Consider the following 21,285-nt stretch of genomic DNA (forward strand, 5'->3'; position numbering starts at 1 on the left):
AGATGTGTATAAGAGACAGCTCTTACAGCGGGTCACTTTGGCAAACGCCCCAAAGTAACCAAAGGTCTGGGCCCCGGCGTTCGGCCCCTCGCTGGGGCTCGGGGTTCCTTCGCTCCGGGATTCATCCGGGGGCATCGCCTCCGGTTTGCTTCGCTGCACCTCCTCTCGATGTGTTCGACTTCGTCGAACGGCGCTGCGCGCCCACCCCCGGATAAATCCCTCCACTCAGCCTGCCGAAGGGGCCGGTACGTCAAAAGCGGTACTTGAGCTAACGCTCATCGTGTTGAGTGGTGAGAAGCGAAAAGCAGACTGCTTTTGCTTTGATCGTTCCCACGCTCCGCGTGGGAATGCAGCCCGGGACGCTCCGCGTTCCATTCTTGAATGTTTAAAAGTTGTGTCTGTTTTAACGATCCTTCCCACAAGGTTTTCAGGTTGTCCGTCGGAAGCGCGGGCTCTAGCCTGTTTCGGTCGCTGCCAATTCAGCGATCGGGTCTGGAAACCCGGATGTGCGAGAAAGCGAAATCGCTTTTCATAACGTATGCTTGCGCACCTTCATTGTGTGCACGCTGTTATGGCGGCTGTGCGCGGGAGACATTCATGTCTGCCGGGTCGCGTTCTCCCCGGATTTCCAGCCCGCGTACAGCTGCCACCCATTCTTCCTGGAAGTCGATTGGGCCGGCTGCAACCATCAATGAGGACGAAATGACCATGAAAAAACCACCCCCCACCCCACCCGAACCCCAAGCCAGTCCCGAACCCGCCCCAACCTCCCCATACCCCCCCATCAACTCGAAAAACCTCCACGAAGCTGCCGAACGCGCCCCCGATCATTACCTATGCCCCGGCGCCCACATCATGGGCAGCGTCAACGAACCCGCCCCGATGTACCTCGCCAACCCGGCCTACAACACCGAATCCCTGCTCGCCAACGCCTGCGAATCCCTGGGCTCCGCCAGCGAAATGCTCAACAACTTCGCCGCCGCCCTCGACCCCGCCCACCGCAAGACCGCTTTGGGTATCGCGCAGATCCTCATGTTGAGTGAGCTGGCCGTAAATCAGGCCTTGGATCACGTCGAGCTGAAGGACTGATCCATCCCCAATAAAAAACGCGACCCGGCAATGGGTCGCGTTTTTTTTGCTTCAGTGAGGTCATTCATTCTGTGACCGAGCGCCACATCACGGATATTCCTGACGTGCGTGCACAACGCCCAAAATATTTATCCGGCCCACCGCTTGGTAAATGAGCAGGTAGTTGAGATGTACGACCATCTCACGAGTGCCGGGAGTTCTCCCCACTCGATAGAGGTGTGGATGTTTGGCAAGGGTAGCCGTGGCGGTTTCAATAGCGTTTGAAAGCTTGTTAGCCGCTTTGAAATTACGGTCACTGATGTAGTCAAGAATGTGCAGGAGTTCAGCCCGAGCTTCGGGCTGCCACTCAACCTGCATCGTATTTTTTACGCTTTGCTTCCATCAGGGCATGCATTTCGGCCATCACCTGGTCATTAGGAATGCTCGGGCGTGGGTCATTCATGGAAGCTTGTATTTTGGCGATCAACCAACGGTCATAACTCGCAGCCTGCTCCTCAGGATCAAGATCCGAAACAACCGGGCACAGTGGGTCGATCAAAGACGGGTCGATCATGGAACCTCCGGGTTTGGTGCCTGGAAGTCTATTCGGTAACGGTGTGGCTGTCGTCGCTGTCTGGATGAATTGCATGTTGGCCAAGCTCCATGAGGATCAAGTTGTCCCGGCAAATCCTAGAGCCTGCACTTCCGACGGCCAACCGCCAGAATTCGTCAGAAAAGTCCCCGATTTTCTGAAAACGGTACGTTTTCCGTAGGACGCCACTCGAGCCTCAGCGCAAAAAAAACCGCGACCCTCAACAGATCGCGGTTTTCCAACACCCAACCCTTACTGCTGCAACACCGTCGCCTGGTTAGCCGACCCGAACTGCTGAATATTCGCGGTCTGTGTCATCCCGCTCTGATCCACATTGGCAATGTTCCCGGTGCCCCCCTGGGTCACGTACGCGACGTTCATGGTGTCAGCCTGTTTCACGGTGATAATGTTGTCGCTGCCATACAGCTGCGCGGTGTAGGCCTGGTTGCCGGTGCCGGACTGGTCGAACTCGGTGCTGTTGCCGGTGCCGTTCGAGGTGCCTTGGGCCAGGTTGGTGGTGCCGCGTTGATCGGAGATCAGGATGTTGTCGCTGCCGTTCTGATCGAAGTACAGCTCGTTGTAGGAATCGGCCTGACTGACTGTGGTTTTGTTGCCGGTCCCGGTCTGGTGAGTGGTCATGATGTGGCCGACGCCGTCCTGGGTGAAGCTGGCGATGTTGCCGTTACCCGCCTGATTGATCGTCGCACGCTGGTTGCTGCCAAACTGGCCGCCGTGTTGCGGGCCTTTCCAGTTGCTGGCGTAGACCTTGTTGTCGTTGCCCACGGACGTGGCGTTGAGCGTGTGGCCGTCGCCGCTCTGGTAGGTGTAGTGCACGTTGCCGTTGCCGACTTGATACAGCGCCAGGGTCGAGTTGACCGATTCGAACTGGTCGGCATAGATGGCGTTGGTATTGCCGACCTGAGTGACTGCGGCGGTGTTGTTTTCGCCGTAGCTCTGGTCGACCACGGTTTCGTTGCTGTCGCCGTACTGGTTGACGGTGGCCTGGCTGGCCAGTTGCGAGTCTTGCCAGATCTCGGTGCCGTTGAGGTTGCCGAACTGGTTGATGGTGATGTTGCCGCCGGTGCCGTTGCGCTGGTCGCCGTAGGCGTAGTTGTTTTCGCCGGCCTGGTTGATGCCGATCTGCCCGCCGTTGTGGGTGACCTGTTCGGCAGTGCCGTAGTTGGCGGTGCCGTATTGGGTGATCACCGAGCTGTTGCCGCTGCCTTCGTACAGTTGCTCGATGTTGGCTTCGTTGCTGTCGCCGAACTGGAAGGTCTTGCCTTCGCTGCCGTTCTGCGAGTCCTGATAGACGAACGAGAAGTTGCCGGTGCCTTGCTGTTGTTGCAGGGCGGTGTTGGGTGAGCCGAAGCCCAGCGACTGGCTGGCGTGGGTGGTGTTGAAGGCGCCGGTCTGTTGCTGGGTGATGGTGCCGTTGTCTTCGTAAAGTTGTTCGGCATAGGCGGCGTTGTAGTCGCCGACCGCGTCCTGGGTGATGACGCTGCTGGCATGGTCTTGCACGGCCGCGGCGTCGTTGCCCTGGCCCAGTTGGGTCTGGGTGGCGCTGCTGAACGGGGCCTGGGTCTGCTTCACATCGGCGATGTTGGCAGTACCGACCTGGCTCTGGGTGGACAGGCTGTCGTCGGCCATGGCCTGGGCACTGATCATGACCAGGATGGCGGCGGTGAGGGGCGTCAGTTTGAACATGATGAACTCTCCGATGATTGCAGTGCTTAGCGATATTGCTTGACCGAAACGCTCATGCCGTTGCCCGACTGGGTCACGGCGCTTTGCAGCCCCGTGCCGGCCTGCTCGATGCTGGCGTCGTTGTTGTTGCCGTTTTGCGAAATCTGCGCGCGGTTGTGGCTGCCGTTCTGGGTGATGGATGCGGCGTTGCCGGAGCCGTTTTGCGTAATCAAGGCCATCAGGTCGCTGCCTTGTTGCAGGATGTACGCCTCCTGATTGCTGCCCGACTGCACGATTCGTCCGAGCAGCGACTGGCCGTTCTGCGAGAGCAGGGCGAGGTTGGCCTGGCCGTTCTGATCGATCAGGGCTTGCTGGCCCACCGGGGACGGCAGTTCGCCGAGGTCGGCGGAGGGCGCCAGGTCGTCGTTGTCCATCAGGTCGTCGGCGCGCACGCCCGCACTGCCGCACAGGGCGAGCAGGCAAAGCAGGGCGGCGGTCGGCGTGTTCATGGCGTTGTCCTGTGGTGTGTCGTGTTGCGCAAACCTGAAATCGTGGCTGAGACCGGCCCCACCCACTCCGCGCCAGGCGGTGTGGGGCGGGTGGGGCGTAGGTTCAGAGGGTGGTCACCGAGATGGTGCGCACGGTGCCCTGGGACGAACGGATGGTGGCGGTCGGATTGGCCGATGGCACTACCGTCGTGTTGTTCAACGTCAGCCGCCAGCGTCCGGTGACCGGTACCGTCGTCGTGCCGAGGGTGACCAGCCCGGTCGGGGTGGTGACCTGCACGGTGATGGTGTTGCCGGTGGTCACCGACGAGGTGCCGGCGAAGTCCCAGTTGAAGCGGTTGCCGGAGCGGGCCTGCACGGTCGAGGTGGTGATCGTGAAGGTTTCCGCCGCTGGCCGTGGCGACACCTGCACGGTGACTGTGGCCGGCGTCGACAGGGCGCCGAAGCTATCCCGGGCGATGTAGGTGAAGGTCGTGGTGAACGCGGTGGTCACGGTGGCCGGTGGGGTGTAGGTGATCACCGTGCCGTCGGTGCTGACCGTGCCGCGTCCTGCCGGCGGCTGGGTCAGGCTGGCGACGCCAAGCGGCACGTTGCCTTCCGGATCGGTGTCGTTGGCCAGGACGTTGATCGGGATCGCGACACCCAATGTGGCGACGCTGTCGGCGACGGCGGTCGGTGGCCGGTTCGGCGCGACGCTGATGGTCACCGTGGCCGGGTTCACCGAGGCCAGGCCTTTGCTGTCCTGGGCCTTGTAGGTGAAGGTCGTGGTCAGTGGTGCGTTGACCACGGCTGGCGGGGTGTAGACCACCGAGGTGGTGCCGTTCAGGGCCACGGTGCCCTGGCCGGCCGGCGGTTGGGTCAGCGCGGTGATGGTCAGCGGTACGTTGCCGTCCGGGTCGTTGTCGTTGGCCAGGACGTTGAGGGTGATCGGCACGCCGAAGCTGGTGCTGCCGGTGTCGGCGACGGACAGCGGCGCTTGGTTTTCTCCAGTGTCCGGTGCATTGCCGACGACCACGACCGGCTCGGTGTCGCTCCCGCCAGCGGCGGACTTGACCGTAACGGTAGCCGGTGGCTGGGTCAGGTCGGCGACGGTGATTTTTTGCAGGGTGCCGGTCTTCGACAGGCGTCCGTAGCCTTGCGCGACCATGTCCGGCACGGCGACTTCATCGGTCGACGTGGCTTCGATCAGCAGGCTGTGATTGGCCCAGCTGTAGCGGGCGGTCTGGATTTTTACCACGTCGGTCAGCTTGCTCGACACGGCGGTCGGACGCGTCGTGCCGGCGGGGTTGGTGGCAGTCACGACCACTACTGATGGCAGGGTTCCGTTGCCCAGGCGCTGGCCGAAAAACAAGCCGTTGTTGTCGCTCAGCAGGCTGGTCTGGCAAGGCGTCGGCGGTGGGCCGGGGAGCAGCGCCAGGCTTTCACGAAAGCACAGCGTCGAGCTGTTGTCGGCCTTGGCGAACACTTCGGCACGCACACCGGCCGACGTGCGGCGGTAGGTGGCACGGTCGATTTCCACGTGGGTTTGCTGGCGGTTGTCGAGGACCTTGCCGGCGACGGTGAACAGGTTGGTCTGAATCGTACCGGCAGCCGAGGGACCGTCGATCCGCACGAAGTTGGTATTGAACGGGCTGCCGGTCACCGCTTCGGTGAGGTTCGGGTCGCCGACGAAGGTTTCGACGTTGCCGGTGTCCGGATTTACTTCGGTGTACGGGCCGTTGATGCTGCGCAGGAACGGCCCGATGGCGCCGTTGAGCGCACCGCTGAAATTGCCCGGTGCGCCGATGCCCACATCCTTGGTGATGTTGATCGCCCGCCGGCCCGGTGTGGTGACGTTGACGGTCTCCACACCGTACGGGTGAGTGATGGTGTAAGTGCCGGCCACGGGAACGTTCACCCGGATACGGATCCGCGCAAAGCTCTGCTGATCACCGTCCACCGGGTTTCCCGAGGCAAATGCCGCTTCGACCCCGGCAACATAAGCGTCCATGCCGTAACCGGCCCCGTTGTTAGGGATGTTGGTTTCCGCCAGGAACCAGAAGGCTTCCGGCGGCCAGTTGTCGGGGAAGACCATCGGCAGCGTATCGTCGAAAATCCCCGGCTCCGGCAGCAGGGTGCACATGTACGCCGGCGGGGTGGCAGCCGGCACTCGCGAACTGGCGGCGCGGGACTGGCAGAGTTCCATCGACAGCAGGTTGTTGTCCTGGTACCACATCGGGAATTTCCCGGTGGCGAAGGTATAAGGGCCGGGATCGACGGCGGCCAGTTGCGCGAACGCACTGCCGGTCAGCGAGATTGTCAGCCCGAGCGCGTTGAGCGCGAAGCGTGGCCACTTGTTCATGATGCCTCCTGATGCGGATCTGGGCATGTGAGCGTTCATTGCACGATGACCACTTCTTCGGTATCGCTGCCGCCGTTGGACGACGTCACCCGGACCCTGGCCGGCGGAATCGGCGAGATCCCGGTGGCCAGGGTTTTCACTGCGCCGTCACCGCCGAGGGCTCCAATGGCGGCGCCGGTGCCGGAGGTGGCGGTGAGCACTTGTGGCGAGGTTTCGTCACTGGTCGAGGCCACCACGGTCAGTTGCCCGGAACTCAGGCTGTACTCGGCGCGCTGGATCACCACCAGGTCGGTCAGGGGCATGGGCAGGGTGGTCGGGGTGCTGCTGGCGATGGCCAGGTGGTTGTCGGCGGTCACTTGCAGGGTGGTCGGCAAGGTCGGGTTGATCGGTGATTGCGCGTACCAGCTGCCGGTGCTGTCGGCTTCCGTGAGGTTGAGCACCGGCGTGCTGCTGGTGACCGCCACGGTGGCCGGGGCAGGCGGCGCCAGCACGAACACGTCTTGCTGGGCCACGGGCGCGCTGGTGCCAGGCTTGCGCGAATAGGTGCTGCGCTGCGGAATCAGCGGCGTCGGCCGAACCACCGTCGACAACTTGCCGGAGACCGCAAACACCGTGGTGCGCAGATCGATTCCGCCGGGGCCTTCGATGCGCAGGAAGTTGGTGTTGAACGGGCTGCCGGTCACGGCTTCTTCGAGGTTGGGGTCGCCGACGAACTGTTCGGCGCCGCCGCTCACCGGATTGGTTTCGGTGTAGGGTCCGTTGACGCTGCGCAGGAACGGCCCGACGTCACCCTTGAGCGCGCCGTCGTAGGTTTTCGGGCTGCCGATGCCGATGTCGCGGGTCATGTTGATTGCGCGACGACCGGGGGTGTCCACGTTGAACACTTCGACGCCGTAGGGGTGAGTGATCACGTAGGTGCCGGCGGTGGGCACATCGACCCGGATGCGGATGCGGGCGAAGCTGATCTGGTCGCCTTCCACCGGATCGCCACCACTGAACGCCGCTTCCACGGCCGAGCCGTAAGACAGGTTGATGCCCCGGGCCGCATCGACCACGGTGCCGTCGGCGGTGAACCAGAACGCTTCGTCGGGAAAATTGCCCGGGAAGACGATCGGCTGGGTGTCATCGAATACTCCCGGCGCGGGGATCAGCGAGCACATGTACGAAGGTGCGCCGGGTGTGCTCGGTACGCGGGAACTGAGTGCTTTGGACAGGCACAGGTCCAGGGTGCGTCCGTGGGTGTCCTGATACCAACTGGCAAATCCGCCGGTCGCCGGGGCATAGGGCCCGGGATCGACGGCGAACAGAGCGGCCTGGGCAATGCCCTGGGCCAGGGCGCTCACGACCAGGACGGTCGCGGTTTTGGACAGTAAAGGGTGCATGAGTTAATCCCTCTATCGAAGTGCCTGCCCCTCGGGGGCGGGTCAGTTGCAGAGGGGCTTTACAACTTCCATACCAACGGCCTGGCAACGGGCCGCAGAGGCCCATGGCGCAAGGCTTGGCGAGTGAGGGAGGGATTTTTTGCAGTGCGGCCATCGGGCGACAGTCCCCAGGATTGGGGGTTGTGGGGGAGCCGCTCACTGTATGACTCATCACAAGGAGTTTTTTCCTGCGGTGGCCTCCGTACTCCGTCGGGCGCCGTGGCAGGTACTTAGTTATTGTGATTAACTTTGATTCAGTTTGTATCATAGCCACGCAAAAACAATCATCGAGGCTAGCCTGAGCATAAGTTGCCGTCACGTGAGCAACCTATGCCTTCAACTTTCAGGAGTTAACTCCACATGGCTACAACAATGAAAACCCGATCTGTGACTGCACATGTCCCTGTGCAACTGGCTGAAAAGGTTGATCTGATGGCTGAGCGTCTGGAGCGTTCGCGCAACTGGATTGTGAAACAAGCCCTCAGCGCCTGGATTGACCAAGAAGAGGAACGCAGCCGGCTGACGCTTGAGGCGCTTGCCGATGTTGACGCTGGCCGGGTCATTGATCATCAGGCCGTACAGGCATGGGCCGACAGTTTGAGTACCGATACGCCTCTTGCGGTACCCCGCTGATGGAGTTGAAGTGGACCAGCAAAGGTCTTTCCGATCTCACAAGGCTTTACGAATTTTTATCGGCGGTGAATCAACCGGCCGCCGCGCGAACGATTCAACAACTCACCGCTGCGCCAATGATGCTGATGGGCAATCCTCGCCTGGGTGAACGCCTGGAAGAGTTCGAGCCGCGCGATGTGCGCAGGATTCTGGTTGGGCACTACGAGATGCGGTACGAAATAGTAGGATCGAGCATCTACTTATTGCGCCTGTGGCACACCCGGGAGGATCGATAGCATCGTTCGCTACGTAGCGTCGTAAGTAGTTGATCCATTCAGCACACTCCCGACTCCGTTGAGCGGCGACACCGGGGCCGTTCACCCCCCGCATCCGGGCAATCACCCAACCGTGGGCTATAACCCTATAGGGACGTATCGGGAAGTCGCCGTCATGAACATGCAGTCAAAATCGCTACCGGTCGAGGAGAGCAGCCTGCGGCTGGGCTCGCGCAAGCAGCCGTTCAATCTGCTGCGCTGGTTTTCGTTGATCAGCATGGCGGTGATCGGCACGGTGGCGGTGGCGCTCGGCACGGTGTCCACGCGTTTCGTGATCGAGGAAAGCGTGCAGCGTGATGCCTTGCTGACGGCACAGTTCATCCAGGCCATCGCATCGGCTGAGGTCCGCCACGTTTCGATTCCCAATATCCGCACCATGGGCGACTTGCTGGACCCGCGCCAGGACCGCGACTTTCCCGACGTCGACCCGGCGGCCCGGGCCAGCGCCCGGGGCGAATTTCTCGATCACATCGAGCATCTGCCGGACGTGATCCTCGCCAACGTTTACGCGCCGGATCGCTTGGTGATCTGGTCGACCAACCCCGCACTGGTCAACACCCGTATCCATGCCGATGAAGACCTCGATCGTGCGTTCAACGAGAAGATTCCTGTGTCGGCCAGTTACCACAACGTCGACAAGGGCCGTGAAGAACAGAAGTTCGTGGTGCCGCCGGATTACATCTTCATCGAGAACTACATTCCATTGTTCGACGCCGATGGCAAGAACGTCACGGCGATGGTCGAGATCTACAAGGAACCCAAAGACCTGATCGCCCGCATGGGGCGCGGTCTGGCGCTGATCTGGCTGGCCACCGCGCTGGGCGGCGGCCTGATTTATCTGGGGTTGTACTGGATCGTGCGACGGGCGGCGATCCTGCTGGCTGTGCAGCAGAAGCAACTGATTGCCAATGAAACCTTTGTCGCATTGGGCGAGATGTCCTCGGCGGTGGCGCACAGCCTGCGCAACCCGCTGGCGACCATCCGTTCCAGCGCCGAACTGGCCCTGGAATTCGACGCGGGGCCGGCGCAGAAGAACATCAAGGACATCATCGGTCAGGTCGATCGCATGTCGAAGTGGGTGCGCGAACTGTTGCAGTCGCTGCGACCGCTCAATGACGAGCCAGAGCCGGTGAACCTGGTGGCGGCGCTGCATGAAAGTCTGGTGGCGTTCGAACAACAGATCGCCAAGGCGGGCGTGCACGTGGTGTTTCATCCGCAGCAGACGCCGATGGTGCTGAGCCAGCCGGTGCAGCTCACGCAAATCCTCAACAGCCTGCTGGCCAACGCACTGGAGGCGATGGACAAGGGCGGCACGCTGACCATTACGCTAGAACCCACAAACAACGGCGGCGTCAGCGTCATGCTCAGTGACACCGGCAAAGGCATGAACGAAGAACAGCGCAGCATGGCGTTCCGGCCGTTCTTCACCACCAAGCAGGGCGGCCTCGGCGTAGGGCTGGTGCTGGTCAAACGGATCATGGAGCGTTTCGGCGGCGGCGTTACTCTGGACAGCCGCGAAGGCGAGGGCACCACCGTTCGTCTGGCGTTTCAGCTCATCCAGTAAATGGGGTGAACTTTTCCCCAGGAGCGGGTGTCAGGCCCCGGTCACCGGGGAGTGGGGAATGAAACAGCGTCTGTAACAGCCTGTTTCGGCGGGGATTAATACGTTGGCGAGCTAATTGCAAAACACCATCACCCCTTCCTTTGATGAGGCGGCTGGTGATGGACAGAACAACGCGTGACCCCAAAAAGCTGTTTCTGCTGACGCCTTTGAGCGTCTTTCTGATGCTGGCCCTGGGCAACATGGCTGGAGTCCGAGCGAGCCCGATCGACGACGAAAACCAGCCGGAAGCCTCCGACCCGTCCGCATATTACGACGAGCCGGCCGATGAACCGGCGGCCCTCAACGCCATCCTGACCATGCCCGAAGCCAACGAAGATTCCTTCGATCTGCCCGACGGGGTGAAAGGCACGCGCAACACCACGCGTTCGGAAAACATCCTGCCACCGGCCGTGCAGACCAGTTTCAACTACCCCACCAACGGCAAGCCGAGCCCGCTGTTTGGCGCTCAGCCGTTTACCCAGCAAATCGTCCTGTTCGAAGAGTTCGGTCCGGAAAAACTCGACCCGACCACCCCGGCCGCACCGTTGGGTTTTCCGCCTGCGGCCATCGGCCCGGCGCCGGCCCAGGACCCGAGCAGCGTCGCCCGCAGCGCACCACCCGGCACCGCGCTGGACGCGTTTTTGCGGCAACCGGGGCTGACACCGTTCCCGAGCCAGTTCTCCAACGTCGTCGACCGCAACCCGTGGCAGTCGCAGATCGAGCTGTTCCTCAATCGCCATATCGGCTCGTCCGCCGAAGGCCGGCCACCGGGAAAAGGCTGGGCTCACCAGCGCTGGAACGAGTTCTACCCGCAAGTCGCCTACAAGACCGTGCAGACCGGTGCGCGTCTGAACGGCGGTCTGCGTGACAGCCGGCAGATGCACGGTTATGCCGTCGGCGAGTTCGGTCCCGGCGGTCTGTACCACAACGTTGCCGGCGTGCCGGCGACGGATGGCACCGCCAAGGGTGTCGATGCACGTTTCCACCCGGCGATGCCGGTGCAGAACCACAACTCGGTGTGGACCTTCGACGGCACGCTGCCGCCGAAACTGCTGATGGTGCGCTACGGCCAACCGGTGATGATGCGTCACTACAACGGCCTGCCGATCGATCCGTCGGCCAACCGTGGTTTCGGCCTGCACACCATCACCACCCACGAACACAACGGCCACGCGCCGGCGGAAAGCGACGGCTATGCCAACGCGTTTTTCTTCCCCGGCCAGTACTACGACTATCGCTGGCCGATCCAGCTCGCCGGTTACGACAGCATCAACACCAAGGCCGAAGATCCGCGCGCGGCGTTCCCGTGCGCGCCAGGGGAAACCCTGTGGGTCAACGACCTGCAGCCTGCGAAGAAGACCTGCGACCACGGCACCATCAAGATCCGTGGCGACTGGCGCGAAACCATGAGCACCCACTGGTTCCACGACCACATGCTCGATTTCACCGCGCAGAATGTCTACAAGGGCAACGCGGCGATGATGAACTACTACAGTGCCCTGGATCGCGGCAACGAATCGGTGAACGATGGGGTCAATCTGCGTTTCCCCAGCGGCAGCGCCTTGCCGTGGGGTAACCGCGACTACGACGTCAACCTGGTGTTCGCCGACAAGGCCTGGGATCAGGAAGGCCAGTTGTGGTTCAACCCGTTCAACACCGACGGCTTCATCGGCGATCAGGTGCTGGTCAACTGGCAGTGGAAACCGACCCTCGACGTGCGCGCCCGCAGTTATCGGTTCCGCATCCTCAACGGTTCGGTCTCGCGCTACTTCAAGCTTGCGCTGGTACGGGAAATCAAAGGCACCAGCGGTGAATTCCAGGGGCCGAAGAACTCCGGCGTTTCCTACAGCCGCGTACCGTTCCACATGATCGCCAACGACGGCAACATCATGGAGCACAGCGTGCCGTTCGACGGCTCGATGGACCTGGATGCCGACGGCGACAAACAGAACCACAACGCGATCCTGCCGACCCAGGGCATCGCCGAGCGGTTCGACATCATCGTCAACTTCTCGAAAAACGGCATCAAGCCGGGCGACAAGCTGTTCTTCGTCAACCTCCAGGCCCAGGACGACGGCAAAGGCCCGAAAGAGACGATCTCGCTGTCCGACGTGCTCTCCGAGAAGTACCTGGCGGTGATCAAGCAGACCAGCAAAGGCCCGCAATGGGACAAGGGCGATCCGGCGGTGGGCAAGGTCTTGCAGCTCAACGTCAAGCCTTTCACCGGCCAGGACCTGGCCATGGACCCGGCAGCCTACGAACCGGCCAAACCGGGCAAGGCTGAAGGCATGGTGATGATCCCGCTGAAGATCCACCGCGACAACGCCGCCGACAAGGCGCTGCTGGCCAACGCCCGTCACCGGACCTTCACCTTCGGCCGCAGCGACGGTACCGACGAAGCACCGTGGACGGTCAAGACCGATGGCGGCTTCGGCTTCCACATGGACCCGCGCCGGTTGAACGCGTCAACCAAACTGGCCAGCGGCCCGACCGATGCCGGCACCGCCGGATTCGGCACCCTGGAGGTGTGGAACATCAAACTCGGCGGCAAGGGCTGGAGCCATCCGGTGCACGTGCACTTCGAGGAAGGGATCATCCTCAGCCGTGGCGGCAAGGCCCCGCCTGAATGGGAAAAATGGGCACGCAAGGATGTCTATCGCATCGGCTCCGAAGCCGACGGGCTGGACAGCGTGGAAATGGCGATCAACTTCCGCGAGTTTGCCGGGACCTACATGGAGCACTGTCACAACACCCAGCATGAGGACAACTCGATGCTGCTGCGTTGGGACCTCGAGAAACCCGGGCAACTGCAGTTGATGCCGACTCCGCTGCCGAGCTGGGATGGCGTGCGCTACGTCAACTCCGCCGCGCTGCCGACCTTCCGCACTGGCGATGGCTTCGGCCCGCAAGTGGTCGTGAAGCCATGAGCAGGGAGGGAGCCGACATGACCCGGCCAACGCCGCGCTCCCGCGCCCTGGGCATGCACTTGATCCTGGTGCTGGTCACCTGCCTGCTCGGCAGTCAGGTGCTCATCGCCCATCAAGCGCTGCCCGAAGGTGCCAGCGAATCCGCCACCCCGTGGGGTGGCGACTATTTCCCCAATACCCTGCTGACCGATCAGGACGGCAAGCAGGTGCGCTTTTTCGATGACCTGATCAAGGACAAGGTTGTGGTGATCAACTTCATCTTCACTTCCTGCAGCGACTCCTGCCCCCTGGAAACCGCACGCCTGCGCCAGGTGCAGAAACTGCTGGGGGACCGGGTCGGGCAGGACATCTTTTTCTACTCGATCAGCATCGACCCGCTGAGCGACACACCCGAGGTGCTCAAGGCCTATGCGCAACGCTTCAAGGTCGGCCCCGGCTGGAAATTCCTCACCGGCGAATTCGAAGACGTCACCGACCTGCGCAAGAAACTCGGGCTGTTCATCGAAGGCGTCGACAACGGCCGCACCAAGGATCACAACCTGAGCCTGATCGTCGGCAATCAGAGCACCGGGCGCTGGATGAAAGCCTCGCCGTTCGAAAACCCGTGGATCCTCGCCGATCAACTGGCCAACACCCTGCAGAACTGGAAGCAGCCGAGCATCGAGCAAAGTTACGCCAATGCGCCGGAGATTCGTCCGCCGAGCAATGGCGAAGAACTGTTCCGCACCCGTTGCGCCTCCTGCCACAGCCTCGGCCCGCAGGACGGTGAAGGCATCGGCATGCGCAACATCGGCCCGGACCTGATCGGCGTGACCCGCCAGCGTGACCCGGCCTGGCTCAATCGCTGGATCCGCGAGCCGGACCGGGTACTGGCAGAAAAAGACCCGATTGCGCTGCAACTGTTCGAAGAATACGAGCGGATCCCGATGCCCAACCTGCGCCTCGACGAACAGTCGGTGCAGTCGATCATCGACTTTCTGCGCGATGAAACCGAGCGTCAGCACCCGACCGCGCAGCCCTTGGCAGACGGGGCGTTGACGCCAACCCGTGCGGCCGCGAGCAGCGAAACGGTGAGCCGTATGCGCTAGCGGCCAATTAGCGACTTTGAGTCCTGTATTGCGGTGATAGCCACCTACACTCATTCGAGAGGTGGCTGTAACCGGTTCGATACAAAAAAACGCCAGGGCACCCCCATGCAACGACTGGAAGAACAACAAACACCGGCGCCGAACGTTGCGGCGACCGCCATCAAGGGTTGGGGCGCGCAGTTCAATCTGCTGCGCTGGTTCTCGCTGGCGAGTTTTTTCATCATTGCCGCCGTGGCGCTGGGGCTGGGTTATATCTCCACGCGCTTCGTGGTCACCGAAAGCGTCGAACGCGATGCGCTGCTCACCGCGCAATTCGTCCAGGCCATCGGCGATGCGGAAATGCGCCATGCCGGCATCACGCCGCTGCGCACCATGGGCGAAATGCTTGACCCGCGTCAGGACGAAAACTTTCCCGACGTCGATCCGTTGGCCCATGGCGCGGCGCGGGCCGAGTTTCTCGATCACGTCGAACACCTGCCGGATGTGCTGCTGGCGACGGTCTATGCCCTGGACCGCTCGGTGATCTGGTCGACCAACCCGGAACTCATTGGCGTCAAGTTCGAGGACGATGACGAGCTGGACGAGTCGTTCGAAATGAAAGTGCCGGTGTCCTCCAGCTATCACAAGATCGACGACGAGAAACCCGAGCAGAAACTCTCCCGCGAACCCAAATACCTGTTCATCGAGAACTACATCCCGATGTTCAACGCCGACAAAAGCAAAGTCATCGCCATGGTCGAGATCTACAAGGAACCGGCGGATCTGGTGGATCGCATCGACCGCGGATTTGCCTCGATCTGGGCGGCGACGATTCTCGGCGGCGCGGCGATCTACCTGGGCCTGTTCTGGATCGTGCGGCGTGCCTCGACCTTGCTGCACAGTCAGCAACAGCAACTGATCAGCAACGAAACCTTTGTCGCCCTGGGGGAGATGTCCTCGGCGGTGGCCCACAGCCTGCGCAATCCGCTGGCGACCATTCGCTCCAGTGCCGAACTGGCCCAGGAAGTGGCCAGCCAGAGCGCCCAGCGCAATATCGGCGACATCATCAGCCAGGTGGACCGCATGTCGCGCTGGGTCCGGGAGTTGCTGGTTTCGCTGCGGCCGATGAGTGACGACGGCGAGGCGCTGGAACTGCGCGCCGCCGTGGAAGATTCCCTCGGCGCGTTCGAGGCGCTGATCCGGCGCAACGGCGTCGAGGTGCGACTCAACCTGCAGGACTGCCCGCCGGTGGTCAGCCACAAGGTGCTGCTGACGCAAATTCTCAATAGCCTGTTTGCCAACGCCCTGGAGGCCATGCCCAAGGGCGGCGTGCTGAGTGTCGAGATTGAGGCACCCCACGCCGGCCAGGTCTGCATGACGGTGGGGGACACCGGCAAAGGCATGAACGCGCAGCAGCAACAACTGGTGTTCAAACCCTTTTTCACCACCAAGCAGGGCGGCCTCGGGGTTGGCCTGGCACTGGTCAAAAGAATCATGGAGCGTTTTCAGGGCTCGGTCGTGCTGGCCAGCCGCGAGCAGGAAGGAACCCGCGTCAGTCTCAACTTTAAAGTGGCATCGGGAGGGGAATATGGAACACAGCATTCTGCTGGTCGAGGATGACGAACTGTTGGCCGACAATATTCAGACCTACCTGGAACGCAAAGACTTCGAGGTGACGGTTTGCCATTCGGCTGAAGACGCGCTGGGGCAGCTGGAAAGCTTCATGCCGGACATCGTGCTGACCGACAACTCGCTGCCGGGCATGAGCGGTCACGACCTGATCCAGAAGCTGCGCATCAGCGCGCCGGATCTGAAAGTGATCATGATGACCGGTTACGGCAACGTCGAAGACGCGGTGGTTGCGATGAAGGAGGGCGCCTTTCATTACGTCACCAAACCGGTCGCGTTGCCGGAGCTCAAGCTGCTGCTGGACAAGGCCCTGGCCACCGAACGGATGGAACGTACGCTGTCGTTCTATCAGGAGCGTGAGGCGCAAAAGTCCGGGGTGCAGGCGCTGATCGGCGAATCAGAGCCGATGCTGCATCTGAAGAACACCATCGGTCAGTTGCTTGAAGCCGAGCGGCGCATGACCGGTGGCGACCTGCCGCCGGTGCTGGTGGAAGGTGAGACCGGCACCGGCAAGGAACTGGTGGCCCGTGCGCTGCATTTCGATGGTGTACGCAGCAAAGGCCCGTTCATTGAATTCAACTGCGCCTCGATCCCCGCCAACCTGGTGGAATCGGAGCTGTTCGGCCATGAGAAAGGTGCGTTCACCGATGCCAAGGACCGCCGCGTCGGGCTGGTGGAAGCGGCGGACGGCGGCACGCTGTTCCTCGACGAAATCGGCGAGATGGACCTGGTGCTGCAGGCCAAACTGCTCAAGCTGCTGGAAGATCGCACCATTCGCCGGGTCGGCTCGGTGAAGGAGCGCAAGGTCAATCTGCGGGTGATCAGCGCCACCAACTGCAACCTCGAACAAATGGTCCAGCAGGGCAAGTTTCGCCGCGACCTGTTCTTTCGCCTGCGGATCATCTCGATCAAGGTGCCGCGCCTGTATGCCCGGGGCGACGATGCGTTGCTGCTGGCCCGGCATTTTCTCGCCAGCCACGGCAAACGCTACGGCAAACCCAACCTGCATTTCAGCCAGCAGGCCGAAGAGTTGCTGCTCAATTACACCTGGCCGGGCAACGTGCGCGAACTGCGCAACATGCTCGAACAGACCGTGTTGCTCGCACCGAGCGACACCATCGCCGCGCACCAGTTGAACGTGTGCATGAGCCTGGTGGACGAACCGTCGCTGCACCAGCATCACGAGGTGCCGCACTTCGAGCCGCGCCCGGCGAGCAACACCGAGTCGATGAACCTGCCGGAAGTCGAGCGCGACATGGTGCGCAAGATGCTCGACAAGACCGACTGGAACGTCACCAAGTCCGCCCGCTTGCTGGGCCTGAGCCGAGACATGCTGCGCTATCGCATCGAGAAGCTCGGCCTGGCGCGACCGGACAAGCGTCAGTGGTAAACCGCGTTGGTTCGTGGGTTCGGCGGACTCAGGCACTCCAGCAGACACGTCGGGTCCAGCACCTCGTCATTGACGTAGATGCCGCGCTCGGCATCGTAGGTGCGGATAAACACCCGCACCGTCGCATCGGCCACGGTCGGCAACTGTGAGTCATGGAACACGTGGCGATCCGGGATGACGATGAAATCCTGTGGCGGCGTGTCATCGAACGCTCGTGGCGGCTGCGCATTCAGCGACGGCGGAGCAGGGTGGGCGAAGGGTTGGTCGGCCCCGTAGTAATTGAAGTTGCTGTCGAGGGCTTGCGCCTGTGTGGCGGCGAGCAGACAGACGGATAACAGCAGCCGGTTGAGCGTTTGCATGGCGGCACCTGTGGAAGCGGTTTTCCCCAAGGCTATTAACTATAGCCGCCCGTTGGCTTACAAGTTCGCAACAACCTGGATCATCGCGCTCAACTAGACTCGGGCCGCTCAATCAGGAGCATCGTGCGGAGTGCGCCATGGAAGTGCCAAACAACAAGAACGCCATCGAGAGCAATCGTCAGGCGTGGAACGATTCGGCCCGTCACCATCAGGAATCGGCCGAGTGGAAGGCCTTGCTGAGCGAGGTCACCCAGACCGGTTTTTCCTGCCTCGACGAAACCCTGCGCGGGTTGCTGGAACAGGTTGGCGTCGATGGAAAAGACGTCGTGCAACTGTGCTGCAACAACGGCCGCGAGAGCCTCTCGCTGTTCGCGCTGGGTGCGCGCAGTGTCGTCGGGGTCGATCAGTCGGCGGCATTTCTTGAACAGGCCCGCGTGCTGAACAGCCGTTCGCCGCACCAGGCCGAATTCATCGAAGCCGATATTTACCACCTGCCCGAATCACTGCGCAATCGCTTCGACGTGGCGCTGATCACCATCGGTGTCCTCAACTGGATGCCCGACATCGGCGAGTTCTTCCGTCATGTCGCCTCGACCCTGAAACCGGGCGGGCAACTGGTGATCTACGAGACTCACCCGTTCCTGGAAATGGTCGATCCCGACGCCGAGGATCCGTTTCGCCTCGCGACCTCGTACTTTCGCCGCGAGCCGTTCGTGCAGCAGGAACCGATCGTCTACGTCGGCAAGGTCGAGCAACAGGTGGCGCCGTCGTACTGGTTCGTGCACAACCTCGGCGCCATCTTCACCGCCGCCCTCGACGCCGGGCTGAACATCGCGCACTTCAAGGAATACCCGCATTCGAACCGGGAAGAGGCGTATGACCAGTACCTGAACCGCGAGGCGCAGATGCCGATGTGTTTTACGTGGGTGGGGGTGAAAAACTGAAGACCGAATTGAGCGCACGAAGGCGGCCGAATGGCCGCCTTCATCATTTCAGGCCTGCGCAGCCGCCGTCACCACCGGCCGTCCCGGTTTGCGCAGCGGTTCCAGTCTCGAACCCTCATAACGCGTCTCGCGGAAGAACCGCCACTTTCCAAACAATCCATAGACGTGGGTGACGCGGCCCTGTTCGTGATAACCCATGCGGATGTGCAGCTTCAGCGCCGGGATGTTGTGGGTTTCGCAGACGTCCACGACCTTGTGGCAACCCTGGGCGGCCATGGCTTGCCAGAGGGTGACTTGTACGTCCACCGAGAGGCTGCTGCCAAAGTAGGCGCGGGTCATTTCGCCGCCGAATTCGAAGAACTCGCCAGGCTGGACCGGGAAGTTGCAGCCGTAATAGTGGCGGTCGTGATAATCCCGGGTGCTGCCCCAGATGAAGGCCACGGCGTGGCCGTCGGCGTCCAGGTACATGTGCCCGGTGTGGCCTTCGCTGGCGAGTTCGGCCATGGTCTGCACACGGTCACCGAAATGCTTGCCGAACGCGCCGGCATTCTGTGGCGTGATGTCGACTTTGCGCAGGCCTTCGTAAGGGCGCAGCTTGTGTGGCGGCACCGGGCTGATCAGGTCGCGCTCCATCCACAGCAGTTCCCAATGGAAGAACACATAGCGTTTCCACAAAGTGGAAAACGTGCGGCCCAGGCCTTTTTGCTTGATGCGTTCGCGCAGCTTTTCGATGACGCTCATGATGCCCTCCGTGGCCGAAGCCCGGGTGTTTTTGTAGTTGGCTTTTGTGGGTATAGATCAAGCTGGCAAGTACATTTCAAAGTGCCATCTTCGAAAGTGTTGCCAGTTGTGTAACTCAGTCGAGTGCCGCGGCACCGCGTAGAAAATCCTTGTTCAAGTCGGCGTAGGAAACCCGTGGAACCCCCGGCAGCCGGCGCTCTAGCACGCGGCTCAGGGACTCTTCGGGTTGTAGATAGGCATCACCGAAATCGGCCCCGAGCTGATTCGGGTGGGCAACGATTTCCAGCACACCGTCGGTCGGCGCAGGCTCGTTGCGCAGATCCACCGGGGTGCAGACATAGTCTGCGGTCGCACCGGCCAGGCCTTGCAGACGACGGTTGAGCAAACCCTTGAACAGGCGCTTCGGCAGGCTGAGGTTCTGTCCCAGATTGCGCGCCAGTCGCACCGGTACGCCCTGGTGAGCGGCGAAGCGCGCGACGATCTCACCGATCGGCCAGATGTTGTGCACGTGCTGATGTGAATCGATGTGGCTCGGGCGCACGCCGTGATCCACACAACGTTGCCACTGCGCCTGCAATTCTTCCCGCACCGCTTCACGATCTTCGCGACCCAGCCAAAGACTGTGCCGCGCAAGGCTCAGATCGAAAACCCCGTGGCTGTCGCAGAAGGTGGGACGGGCGAGAATCGCCTGACTCAATGGCCGGCCGTACGTCAGGTTGAAATGCAGGCCGATTCGACCTTCCAGCATGTGATGACGAGCCATCGCGCAGGCCGCTTCGAAGGCCGGCATGTTGGCCATGGCCGTGGCGGAGCTGATGACCCCGGCCTGGAACGCGCTGAAGATCACCGCATTTTCGTTCGGGCTCAGGCCGAAATCGTCAGCGTTGACTATGACTTGGCGAGGCATGTTCGCCCTCCGTGGTGGGGTGGGTTGCCGGTTTTACGACGGACGCCGGTTTTGTCGTTACCTGCCGTGCGCGCCACTGCTGTAGCTTCGGTTTTAGCCGCTGCCAGAGACGTAATCCCAGCCCCAGCAAAACACCGCTCGGCCGCCAGGAATAGAAACTCCAGCGCCAGTGCTCCAGTTGTCCGGTCATGCGTTCGTGCAATTGGTGGCTGGAGTTTTCCAGGCTGACCCGCGAGGCATCGATCCAGCGCCAGTGGTCCTCGAGCCCCCAGCGAATCCATTCCTCCAGCAACACCCGACCGCTGCCCAGATCGGCGTATTGCGGCAGGAAGGCGAGGTTGTAATCGTAGAGCCGTCCCTGTTCGAGCAGGCCGAGCCGGTAGCTGATGCAGCGGCCGTCCAGTTCCAGCGTGACGACGCGCACCAGACCCCGGGCGGCGAGGGCGGTGAAAGCGTTTTCGATGCAGCGGCGGCTGCGTTCGGTGGCGAAGATGCCGACGCCTTCGTCGCCTTTCCAGCTCACCGCTTCGACTTCGCGGATGGCTTGCAACAGCGGGCCCATGGTCAGGGCATCGGGCGTGATGCGCCGCACCACCGCGCCACAGGCGGCAATCCGTTTGCGCGCGCGGCGCAGCTTGTAGCGCGGATCTCCGGAGACTTCCTGATGATCGGCATCGCTGATCAGGTGCACCGGCACCCGACAGCTCAGGCGTCGTTCGGCGTTGGAGCTGCGGGCCATCCATTGCGTGAGGACACTTTCCTCGCCCGCAGGCTCCGACAGTTCGTTGAGTTGCAGCAAGGCGTGGGGCATGCGCTGGCGAATCAGCAGCAGCGCCTGGCGCATCTCGTCGGCCGTCAGCACAGACAGCAGTGCCAGACGATCCGCCAGCGGATAACCAAGGTGATGCACCACCGCAAACGGTAGCCCGCCAAAGCGTTCACGACCGGCCACCAGCGGCAGGCACAGGCGCAATTCGTCCGCTTCCCAGCCCAGCAGAATGTGCAGATGCTCGTTCGCGTCGAGTGTCTGCTCTGCCGCGATCAACCAGCCGAGGCTGTTGAACGGCGTGTGATCCGTCACCCGCAGGCGCAGTGCTTCGTAAGCCGCTGCCGGGAAGTCAGGGGCGCACAACGAGGTGCGCCATTCGAATCGCGCCATA

General features: G+C 62.0%; 19 protein-coding genes. 9 read left to right on the plus strand and 10 right to left on the minus strand.

Going from position 1 to position 21,285, the window contains the following annotated elements; all coding sequences use genetic code 11:
- The first annotated feature begins 708 nt into the window (after positions 1-708).
- Complete coding sequence (locus tag DXT77_RS27010; RefSeq protein WP_119429873.1) at positions 709-1,089, plus strand: DUF6124 family protein; 381 nt, start codon at positions 709-711, stop codon at positions 1,087-1,089.
- 87 nt (positions 1,090-1,176) lie between these two features.
- On the opposite strand, the gene DXT77_RS27015 is transcribed toward DXT77_RS27010, so the two are convergent.
- The 6 genes from DXT77_RS27015 to DXT77_RS27040 form a co-directional block, all read right to left on the minus strand.
- On the minus strand, positions 1,177-1,446 hold the full coding sequence (locus DXT77_RS27015; RefSeq protein ID WP_119429835.1) for a type II toxin-antitoxin system RelE/ParE family toxin: 270 nt from the start codon (positions 1,444-1,446) through the stop codon (positions 1,177-1,179).
- Positions 1,436-1,642 carry an antitoxin gene (locus tag DXT77_RS27020; RefSeq protein WP_119429836.1) on the minus strand — a complete coding sequence of 69 codons (207 nt, stop codon included), beginning with the start codon at positions 1,640-1,642 and terminating at the stop codon, positions 1,436-1,438. The genes DXT77_RS27015 and DXT77_RS27020 overlap by 11 nt, the downstream gene beginning before the upstream one ends.
- A 270-nt stretch (positions 1,643-1,912) precedes the next feature.
- A complete protein-coding gene (locus tag DXT77_RS27025) occupies positions 1,913-3,364 on the minus strand; it encodes a curlin (protein ID WP_119429837.1) in 1,452 nt (483 codons plus the stop codon).
- Between the two features lie 26 nt (positions 3,365-3,390).
- Positions 3,391-3,852: a curlin gene (locus DXT77_RS27030; RefSeq protein ID WP_119429838.1), complete on the minus strand. Its 462-nt coding sequence runs from the start codon at positions 3,850-3,852 to the stop codon at positions 3,391-3,393.
- Between the two features lie 103 nt (positions 3,853-3,955).
- Entirely contained in the window at positions 3,956-6,190 is a 2,235-nt protein-coding gene (locus tag DXT77_RS27035; RefSeq protein WP_119429839.1) for an Ig-like domain-containing protein, read from the minus strand.
- Between the two features lie 35 nt (positions 6,191-6,225).
- On the minus strand, positions 6,226-7,572 hold the full coding sequence (locus DXT77_RS27040; protein ID WP_119429840.1) for a hypothetical protein: 1,347 nt from the start codon (positions 7,570-7,572) through the stop codon (positions 6,226-6,228).
- A 399-nt stretch (positions 7,573-7,971) separates the two neighbouring features.
- On the opposite strand from DXT77_RS27040, the gene DXT77_RS27045 reads away from it, so the two are divergent.
- The 7 genes from DXT77_RS27045 (at position 7,972) to DXT77_RS27075 (ending at position 17,174) form a co-directional block, all read left to right on the plus strand.
- On the plus strand, positions 7,972-8,244 hold the full coding sequence (locus tag DXT77_RS27045; RefSeq protein ID WP_119429841.1) for a CopG family ribbon-helix-helix protein: 273 nt from the start codon (positions 7,972-7,974) through the stop codon (positions 8,242-8,244).
- Positions 8,244-8,519, plus strand: coding sequence for a type II toxin-antitoxin system RelE/ParE family toxin (locus tag DXT77_RS27050; protein ID WP_119429842.1), 276 nt, complete (start codon positions 8,244-8,246; stop codon positions 8,517-8,519). Before DXT77_RS27045 ends, DXT77_RS27050 begins: the two co-directional genes overlap by 1 nt.
- Before the next feature lie 154 nt (positions 8,520-8,673).
- Positions 8,674-10,122, plus strand: coding sequence for a sensor histidine kinase (locus DXT77_RS27055; RefSeq protein WP_119429843.1), 1,449 nt, complete (start codon positions 8,674-8,676; stop codon positions 10,120-10,122).
- A 158-nt stretch (positions 10,123-10,280) separates the two neighbouring features.
- Positions 10,281-13,088, plus strand: coding sequence for a multicopper oxidase domain-containing protein (locus DXT77_RS27060; protein WP_119429844.1), 2,808 nt, complete (start codon positions 10,281-10,283; stop codon positions 13,086-13,088).
- 17 nt (positions 13,089-13,105) lie between these two features.
- A complete protein-coding gene (locus DXT77_RS27065; protein ID WP_256663052.1) occupies positions 13,106-14,176 on the plus strand; it encodes an SCO family protein in 1,071 nt (356 codons plus the stop codon).
- Between the two features lie 105 nt (positions 14,177-14,281).
- A complete protein-coding gene (locus DXT77_RS27070; protein ID WP_119429846.1) occupies positions 14,282-15,775 on the plus strand; it encodes an ATP-binding protein in 1,494 nt (497 codons plus the stop codon).
- Positions 15,744-17,174 carry a sigma-54 dependent transcriptional regulator gene (locus DXT77_RS27075; protein ID WP_119429847.1) on the plus strand — a complete coding sequence of 477 codons (1,431 nt, stop codon included), beginning with the start codon at positions 15,744-15,746 and terminating at the stop codon, positions 17,172-17,174. The genes DXT77_RS27070 and DXT77_RS27075 overlap by 32 nt, the downstream gene beginning before the upstream one ends.
- On the opposite strand, the gene DXT77_RS27080 is transcribed toward DXT77_RS27075, so the two are convergent.
- Entirely contained in the window at positions 17,165-17,533 is a 369-nt protein-coding gene (locus tag DXT77_RS27080) for a hypothetical protein (RefSeq protein WP_119429848.1), read from the minus strand. The genes DXT77_RS27075 and DXT77_RS27080 overlap by 10 nt on opposite strands.
- Before the next feature lie 137 nt (positions 17,534-17,670).
- On the opposite strand from DXT77_RS27080, the gene DXT77_RS27085 reads away from it, so the two are divergent.
- Entirely contained in the window at positions 17,671-18,477 is an 807-nt protein-coding gene (locus DXT77_RS27085) for a class I SAM-dependent methyltransferase (protein WP_119429849.1), read from the plus strand.
- Between the two features lie 48 nt (positions 18,478-18,525).
- Here the strand turns inward: DXT77_RS27085 and DXT77_RS27090 are convergent, their stop codons facing one another.
- The 3 genes from DXT77_RS27090 to DXT77_RS27100 all read right to left on the minus strand — a co-directional run bounded on the left by DXT77_RS27090 (position 18,526) and on the right by DXT77_RS27100 (position 21,284).
- On the minus strand, positions 18,526-19,218 hold the full coding sequence (locus tag DXT77_RS27090) for a GNAT family N-acetyltransferase (RefSeq protein ID WP_085712097.1): 693 nt from the start codon (positions 19,216-19,218) through the stop codon (positions 18,526-18,528).
- 115 nt (positions 19,219-19,333) lie between these two features.
- Positions 19,334-20,125, minus strand: a complete 792-nt coding sequence (locus tag DXT77_RS27095; RefSeq protein WP_119429850.1) for a ChbG/HpnK family deacetylase — start codon at positions 20,123-20,125, stop codon at positions 19,334-19,336.
- On the minus strand, positions 20,097-21,284 hold the full coding sequence (locus tag DXT77_RS27100; RefSeq protein ID WP_119429851.1) for a GNAT family N-acetyltransferase: 1,188 nt from the start codon (positions 21,282-21,284) through the stop codon (positions 20,097-20,099). Before DXT77_RS27100 ends, DXT77_RS27095 begins: the two co-directional genes overlap by 29 nt.
- Position 21,285 lies beyond the last annotated feature (1 nt).

Origin of the sequence: Pseudomonas sp. 91RF, from assembly GCF_003576265.1 — a bacterium.
GTDB lineage: Bacteria > Pseudomonadota > Gammaproteobacteria > Pseudomonadales > Pseudomonadaceae > Aquipseudomonas > Aquipseudomonas kribbensis.

Bases quoted from the DNA above. Each gene is read 5' to 3' on its own strand.
- DXT77_RS27065 (WP_256663052.1), top strand. From the start codon at position 13,106: ATGACCCGGCCAACGCCGCGCTCCCGCGCCCTGGGCATGCACTTGATC.
- DXT77_RS27025 (WP_119429837.1), bottom strand. From the start codon at position 3,364: ATGTTCAAACTGACGCCCCTCACCGCCGCCATCCTGGTCATGATCAGT.
- DXT77_RS27085 (WP_119429849.1), top strand. From the start codon at position 17,671: ATGGAAGTGCCAAACAACAAGAACGCCATCGAGAGCAATCGTCAGGCG.
- DXT77_RS27095 (WP_119429850.1), bottom strand. From the start codon at position 20,125: ATGCCTCGCCAAGTCATAGTCAACGCTGACGATTTCGGCCTGAGCCCG.
- DXT77_RS27035 (WP_119429839.1), bottom strand. From the start codon at position 6,190: ATGAACAAGTGGCCACGCTTCGCGCTCAACGCGCTCGGGCTGACAATC.
- DXT77_RS27020 (WP_119429836.1), bottom strand. From the start codon at position 1,642: ATGATCGACCCGTCTTTGATCGACCCACTGTGCCCGGTTGTTTCGGAT.
- DXT77_RS27075 (WP_119429847.1), top strand. From the start codon at position 15,744: ATGGAACACAGCATTCTGCTGGTCGAGGATGACGAACTGTTGGCCGAC.
- DXT77_RS27080 (WP_119429848.1), bottom strand. From the start codon at position 17,533: ATGCAAACGCTCAACCGGCTGCTGTTATCCGTCTGTCTGCTCGCCGCC.
- DXT77_RS27045 (WP_119429841.1), top strand. From the start codon at position 7,972: ATGGCTACAACAATGAAAACCCGATCTGTGACTGCACATGTCCCTGTG.
- DXT77_RS27090 (WP_085712097.1), bottom strand. From the start codon at position 19,218: ATGAGCGTCATCGAAAAGCTGCGCGAACGCATCAAGCAAAAAGGCCTG.
- DXT77_RS27050 (WP_119429842.1), top strand. From the start codon at position 8,244: ATGGAGTTGAAGTGGACCAGCAAAGGTCTTTCCGATCTCACAAGGCTT.
- DXT77_RS27010 (WP_119429873.1), top strand. From the start codon at position 709: ATGAAAAAACCACCCCCCACCCCACCCGAACCCCAAGCCAGTCCCGAA.
- DXT77_RS27070 (WP_119429846.1), top strand. From the start codon at position 14,282: ATGCAACGACTGGAAGAACAACAAACACCGGCGCCGAACGTTGCGGCG.
- DXT77_RS27100 (WP_119429851.1), bottom strand. From the start codon at position 21,284: ATGGCGCGATTCGAATGGCGCACCTCGTTGTGCGCCCCTGACTTCCCG.
- DXT77_RS27040 (WP_119429840.1), bottom strand. From the start codon at position 7,572: ATGCACCCTTTACTGTCCAAAACCGCGACCGTCCTGGTCGTGAGCGCC.
- DXT77_RS27015 (WP_119429835.1), bottom strand. From the start codon at position 1,446: ATGCAGGTTGAGTGGCAGCCCGAAGCTCGGGCTGAACTCCTGCACATT.
- DXT77_RS27055 (WP_119429843.1), top strand. From the start codon at position 8,674: ATGAACATGCAGTCAAAATCGCTACCGGTCGAGGAGAGCAGCCTGCGG.
- DXT77_RS27030 (WP_119429838.1), bottom strand. From the start codon at position 3,852: ATGAACACGCCGACCGCCGCCCTGCTTTGCCTGCTCGCCCTGTGCGGC.
- DXT77_RS27060 (WP_119429844.1), top strand. From the start codon at position 10,281: ATGGACAGAACAACGCGTGACCCCAAAAAGCTGTTTCTGCTGACGCCT.